Annotated in this window: 5 protein-coding genes, 1 pseudogene and 1 other annotated feature; of the genes and pseudogenes, 4 read left to right on the top strand and 2 right to left on the bottom strand. The window is 47.4% G+C overall.

The annotated features are described in order from the left end of the window. Nucleotides 1-366, top strand: a 366-nt coding sequence (locus tag ABF86_RS08785; RefSeq protein ID WP_160803540.1) for an integrase core domain-containing protein, incomplete at its 5' end; no start/stop codon positions are given. A 43-nt stretch (nucleotides 367-409) separates the two neighbouring features. After that, nucleotides 410-1,180 carry a DUF1524 domain-containing protein gene (locus ABF86_RS13180; RefSeq protein WP_256201604.1) on the top strand — a complete coding sequence of 257 codons (771 nt, stop codon included), beginning with the start codon at nucleotides 410-412 and terminating at the stop codon, nucleotides 1,178-1,180. An 835-nt stretch (nucleotides 1,181-2,015) separates the two neighbouring features. Here ABF86_RS13180 and ABF86_RS08775 read toward each other — a convergent pair. Beyond that, a complete protein-coding gene (locus tag ABF86_RS08775; protein WP_041353494.1) occupies nucleotides 2,016-2,249 on the bottom strand; it encodes a hypothetical protein in 234 nt (77 codons plus the stop codon). A gap of 386 nt (nucleotides 2,250-2,635) precedes the next feature. Between ABF86_RS08775 and ABF86_RS08770 the strand changes: the two genes are divergently transcribed. After that, nucleotides 2,636-3,511 carry a LysR family transcriptional regulator gene (locus ABF86_RS08770; RefSeq protein WP_011634428.1) on the top strand — a complete coding sequence of 292 codons (876 nt, stop codon included), beginning with the start codon at nucleotides 2,636-2,638 and terminating at the stop codon, nucleotides 3,509-3,511. Nucleotides 3,512-3,745: 234 nt separating this feature from the next. Here ABF86_RS08770 and ABF86_RS08765 read toward each other — a convergent pair whose 3' ends face one another. Further along, nucleotides 3,746-4,306, bottom strand: a complete 561-nt coding sequence (locus tag ABF86_RS08765; RefSeq protein WP_074685683.1) for a recombinase family protein — start codon at nucleotides 4,304-4,306, stop codon at nucleotides 3,746-3,748. Nucleotides 4,307-4,906: 600 nt separating this feature from the next. Here ABF86_RS08765 and ABF86_RS08760 point away from each other — a divergent pair. Beyond that, a pseudogene (locus ABF86_RS08760) lies at nucleotides 4,907-5,544 on the top strand (IS3 family transposase); the annotation flags it as partial. Beyond that, nucleotides 5,185-5,301, top strand: a sequence feature (AL1L pseudoknot). (Overlaps the previous pseudogene by 117 nt.)

The following is a 5,544-nucleotide window of genomic DNA, read 5'->3' as shown; positions in this document are numbered from 1 at the left end:
GGGATGCGTGCGCAGCGTCAGATGTTTATAAAAGACAGGATACACCATAGCGACAGAGGCTCGCAATATGTCTCCATTCGCTATACCGAGCGACTCGCCGAAGCCGGAATAGAACCCTCGGTCGGCAGCAAGGGCGACAGCTACGACAACGCGCTGGCAGAAACCATCAATGGGCTGTACAAAACAGAATTGATTCACAAGCGCGCCCCCTGGAAAACCAGGGAGGCCGTGGAGCTGGCAACGCTGGAATGGGTAGCCTGGTTCAACAACCAGCGGCTGCTGGAACCAATCGGTTACATCCCTCCCGCAGAAGCTGAGGTAAACTACTATAGGCAATTCGCCAGGGAAGCCATTCCGGTGGCTTGACTTTAACCAAACAGCCTCCACGAAACCCGGGACGATTCACATCGTGGTTGAGGACTACACCATCGAGCACATTCTGCCGCAGAACGAAGTATTGTCATCAGCGTGGCAAGCGGAACTGGGCCCCGATTGGCAACAGACTCAGCAGAAGTACCTGCATACCTTGGGCAATCTCACCTTGACGGGATATAACAGCGAGTACAGCGACTATCCATTTGCCTACAAGCGCGATCAGGTCATCAATGCCGATGGCAAGAAAATTGGCTTCAAGTACAGCGCCCTCAACATCAACGAAGGGTTGGGTGAGGTCGAAAAGTGGGATCAAGCCGCCATCCAAACACGCACCGAACGCCTTGCAAGAGAAGCCGCCAAAGTCTGGGCTGCACCACAGTTGGATAGCAGCGTCCTTGATGCCTACCGCCCTTCAGCAACCACCGCAGGGCAGCAGTACAGCATTGATGATCATCCGCACCTGACCAGCGGCATCATTCGCACCCTGTTTAATGCCTTGCGCAAAGAAATTCTCGAGTTGGACCCGTGCATCTACGAGGAATACCTCAAGCTCTATGTCGCCTATAAGGCAGAGACAAACTTCGTAGATGTTGTCCCTCAGTCCAGACGCCTGCGCCTGTCGCTGAACATGCCATTCAGCGAGATCGATGACCCCAAAAGGCTATGCACCGATGTCACCAACCTTGGCCGGTGGAGCAATGGCGATGTTGAAGTCGGCTTGTCCAGCCTGGATGAGCTTCCCTACGTCATGGGCATGATTCGCCAATCTTTTGATCGTCAAATGGGCAACCCGCAGGATGTCTGATTCGAGAGAATTCTGAGTTCGAGGATATGGATACACGCGGGTATATCCATTTTGCTTGCGCTGATTGTCGCATAAATTAGGGAATTTACGACGCCGTATGCACAACAGGCTTTATGCCTCATTGATTGGTGCAGTCGTCTTCTGAAAATGACAAAGGAGATGGATCGTGAATATCTGCTTGTAATCAAGTGCAAAAAATCATTTTTTGAAAACACCGTCAGGATTGACGATCTTTTGTCCGTCGCATTTATTCCTGGTTTGCACCGATAAATGCAGGTCAGCTAGATTGAATGCAGGTTCATTTGCAGTTATCTCTGGTTTGCGGGGGTGGATAGATGCAGTTATTACTGGCTCAAAATCGCATTGAATGCAGGTTGATCCAGTTATAAATGCAGGTTATTACAGCTAAGAATTTCAGAGTATTGTACAAATCATTAAGTTAGTGAAATTATTTCTATACTGTTGCAGCTATTTGTATAAATGACAGCCAGACTGCTTTGCCCATTGGCATATCACCTAGGCCGGAATGATTGAACGATAGGAGCGGTATGAATCGAGAGATTCACGTACCGTTGCGGGAGAGCCTGAAGGTGAGATTCCCTTGGGCTACTCGATCATATATATTGGAGAATAATATCTGAGCAGGAAATTACTGGGTCATTACAGTATGAATAAATAACAGAACTTTTGATCGATTCCTGTCTCCTATATTGTAATGAGATGGAATCGATCTTATAGAAGGTTACTTTAGTAGTACATTCCAAGAATCTTGGAAGAGTGTAATCAGATAAAAAACTTACTCTGGTTTTTTGTTACAAAAAAGTAACCGCCATAATTACCAGATACCGTCATCACCTTCATCAAGGCATGATCCATTAGCATCTAGCCCGTATGGACACTCTATTATTTCACCAGCAACAATTTTTTCATAATTTTCCTTTTCTCTTTCTGTAACCTGTACCCCAGGACGATTACACGCAGCTATCAACATAACTGATAGAGTAATAGTAACTACATAAATAATACGCTTGATCAAACTTCCTTTAAATTTCAGAATAGCCCCAATCATATTTATCTCCTACATATAATAAAATACCCATCATAAATGGCGTGGTAATGAAGGAAGTCTTGATAAGTAATCATTTGGATCTTCATAATTTTAGAAAATCCACCCTGAATCAGCAGTCTTTTCCTTACCAATTATCAGGTTTTCTAGTGATATCTTGTGCGCTCATGTGATGGTCAACACCTGTCTAATCTGATGCAGGTTTGCTGGTGCAAGCAAGGTAAATACCAGATCGAAGATCTCAACAGCGTGACTTCGCGCTTCCTTTTTAATACCCCCCTTGTTTTCTTCATGATGATTTCCACAAGAGAGTGGGATTGTCCATTGTTTCTTATATAGAACAAAGACTATTTTTTGGATAACATTGCTTCATTAATGGAGCATTAGATATGAAATTTTTGAATGACATGGCTCTGTTCGTAGAGGTTGTCAAGGCCAAGAGCTTTCGCGGTGCTGCCGATGCTATCGGAATGCCAAACTCAACGCTATCGCGACGGATTAGTGCGCTGGAAAAGACGCTTGGATTGCGCCTTTTACATCGCACAACGCGTAAGATAACGTTAACCGAGGCTGGTCAGATTTATTACGAGCGTTGTAAGCGTATCGTCGATGAAGCCAAACTCGCACAAGAGCAACTCAGCGAAATGCTCACACAGCCCAGTGGCGTGCTACGTGCTTCACTGCCCGTGGATTTTACCGTGACCTACATGGCACCCTTGATCGCCGAATTTGCAAAACTTTATCCGGGCATCGTCTTTGATTTCGATCTCACGTCACGGTGGGTCGATCTGGTGAATGAACCTTTCGATGTGGCAATCCGTATAGGAAAACCAGAAAATTCCCAATTGATCGCACGTCCATTGGCCGTGCTCCCTACATATCTTTATGCTTCACCTCGATATCTTGATCGCTCGGGAGAACCTGCCAAACCCGCTGATCTGGCAAACCATGAATGTCTGGGCATCATGAAGGCTGACACATGGACACTGCACAATGGGACAAACACTACCAAAATCTCTATTGGCAGCCGATTTACGCTTAACAGTGTCGGAATGATTTGTCGCTTAGCAACACTTGATATGGGCATCATCATGATGATGGAGAAAATTGTTGCTGATGATATTGCCAGTGGGCGATTGCGTCGCGTACTACCTCAATGGCGCGGGGCTCCGGTATCTGCCTGTGCTATTACGGCAACCCGATTACTGCCTGCAAAAACACAGCACTTCATTAAGTTCTTACAGGAGCATCTGGGCAAGGTTTAGCAGAATGCATAAAATTTATGCCGCATTCAGCTACCACCTAACTGTAACAGCTCGCGTTTCAAAATGACTGTGCTCGCATTCGACACCGTTTTTGGCTCACAGTAATTGCAAATACCGGCATTTATATCGGCAATCCAGCCCACAATATTTTTGTCATTTTCAGAAGACGATTGCACAGAATGTCAGAAGTTAATAACACTTGATTGCTGAAATTGATGTTGAAACTACTCTATATTAATCCACAATTTTCAGATACCGGTACAACGTTTCACGGCTGATACCAAAGTTGCGGGCAATTAACGTTTTTTGTTCCCCCGCCATGACTCTTCGCTTTAATTCTGTAACCTGCTCACTATTCAGTGACCTCTTGCGTCCCCGATAGGCTCCACGTTGTTTGGCAAGTGTAATGCCTTCTCGCTGCCGCTCGCGGATCAGGGCACGTTCAAACTCCGCAAAAGACCCCATCACCGACAACATCAGGTTGGCCATCGGTGAGTCCTCACCAGTAAAGATCAATCGTTCTTTGACAAACTCAACCTGGATACCTCGCCCGGTAAGATCTTGTACCAGCTTGCGCAAATTATCGAGATTGCGTGCCAGACGATCCATACTATGGACGACGACTGTATCGTCTTCACGTACAAAATCTAGCAACATATCAAGTTGTGGTCGCTGGGTATCTTTACCCGATGCCTTATCTGTAAATACACGATCTACCTGAATACCTTCCAGTTGTCGTTCCGGATTTTGGTCAAAGCTGCTGACTCGAACGTAACCAATGCGCTTACCTGACAAATTACCTCCAAAAGTAGAATGTGTCAGATTTGAATCTATTACCTTTGGCCAGTTGTGTCAATTAATACAGTTTTATACTTTATTCTGACGTTTATACAAAACGATCCTGACATCAAGATAGGGTATAGCTCAAAATGACATTCAGTTAATTATATGCGTCTGTAAATAATTTTCAGTCAGTCGCAGTTATTGTCGGTTTGCACCGATCAAATGCAGGTTATTAGTGTGTCACGAATGCGTGGTGGTGAGGTACCGACGCAATGCTGTATCGAAGATGAGGGTTGGCCCCTCGGAATCGGCGTGCAGGCGCAGGTTCCAAACCACCTTGAGCTGCATCGGTAAAGAGCCGTTGTAGTGAGCGTCAAGGAAAAGTCGCATGAAATGCGCCAGGTGTGTATCCAGGAGACGAGCGCAAGCGAACCATCGTTGAGGTGTCGAAAGCATAAGACGTCGTCGAAACTGGAGACTAATAACACTCCAGGACAAGCTTGGGAGAGGCCTGTTTATTGCCTGAGCGGCGACCGGCATAGAGGTGGCGTGAACTGGGTACTGAACCGCCCCGGGTTTTGAGGAGGCTCCACTATCTGAGAAGATGGAGCCATGAACAAATCAAATAAATATTCCCCCGAAGTAAGAGCGCGCGCAGTCCGTCTGGTGCAGGAACACCGCAGTGAGTATCCCTCGTTGTGGTCGACGATTGAATCCATCGCGCCGAAGATCGGCTGTTCAGCCCACACATTGCTTGAATGGGTGCGCAAACACGAGACCGATACCGGCTTGCGAGACGGTGTGACCAGCGAAGAGCGCGACCGCATCAAAGCCCTGGAACGCGAAGTAAAGGAATTGCGCAAGGCGAATGAGATTCTGAAGCTGGCCAGTGCTTTTTTCGCTCAGGCGGAGCTCGACCGCAAACTCAAATCCTGAGATCGTTCATCGACCAGTACCGCGACGCCCATGGGGTCGAGCCGATCTGCAAGGTTTTGCAGGTCGCCCCATCAGGGTATCGGCGATATTCCGCGCAGCAGCGTAATCCGGCTTTGCGCAGTGCCCGCGTCCTGCGTGATGATGAACTGCTGCCGCAAATACAGCGGGTCTGGCAGACCAACATGCAGGTCTATGGTGCCGACAAGGTCTGGCGTCAGCTTAAGCGTGAAGATGTCCAGGTGGCACGCTGTACGGTCGAACGGCTCATGAAACGGTTAGGGCTGAAAGGTGCCAGGCGTGGCAAGGTTGTGCGC

This window comes from Nitrosomonas sp. GH22 (assembly GCF_009833115.1).
Lineage (GTDB): Bacteria > Pseudomonadota > Gammaproteobacteria > Burkholderiales > Nitrosomonadaceae > Nitrosomonas > Nitrosomonas eutropha.
Note: the sequence above shows the minus strand (reverse complement) of the source record. Positions and strands in the feature narration are given on the sequence as shown.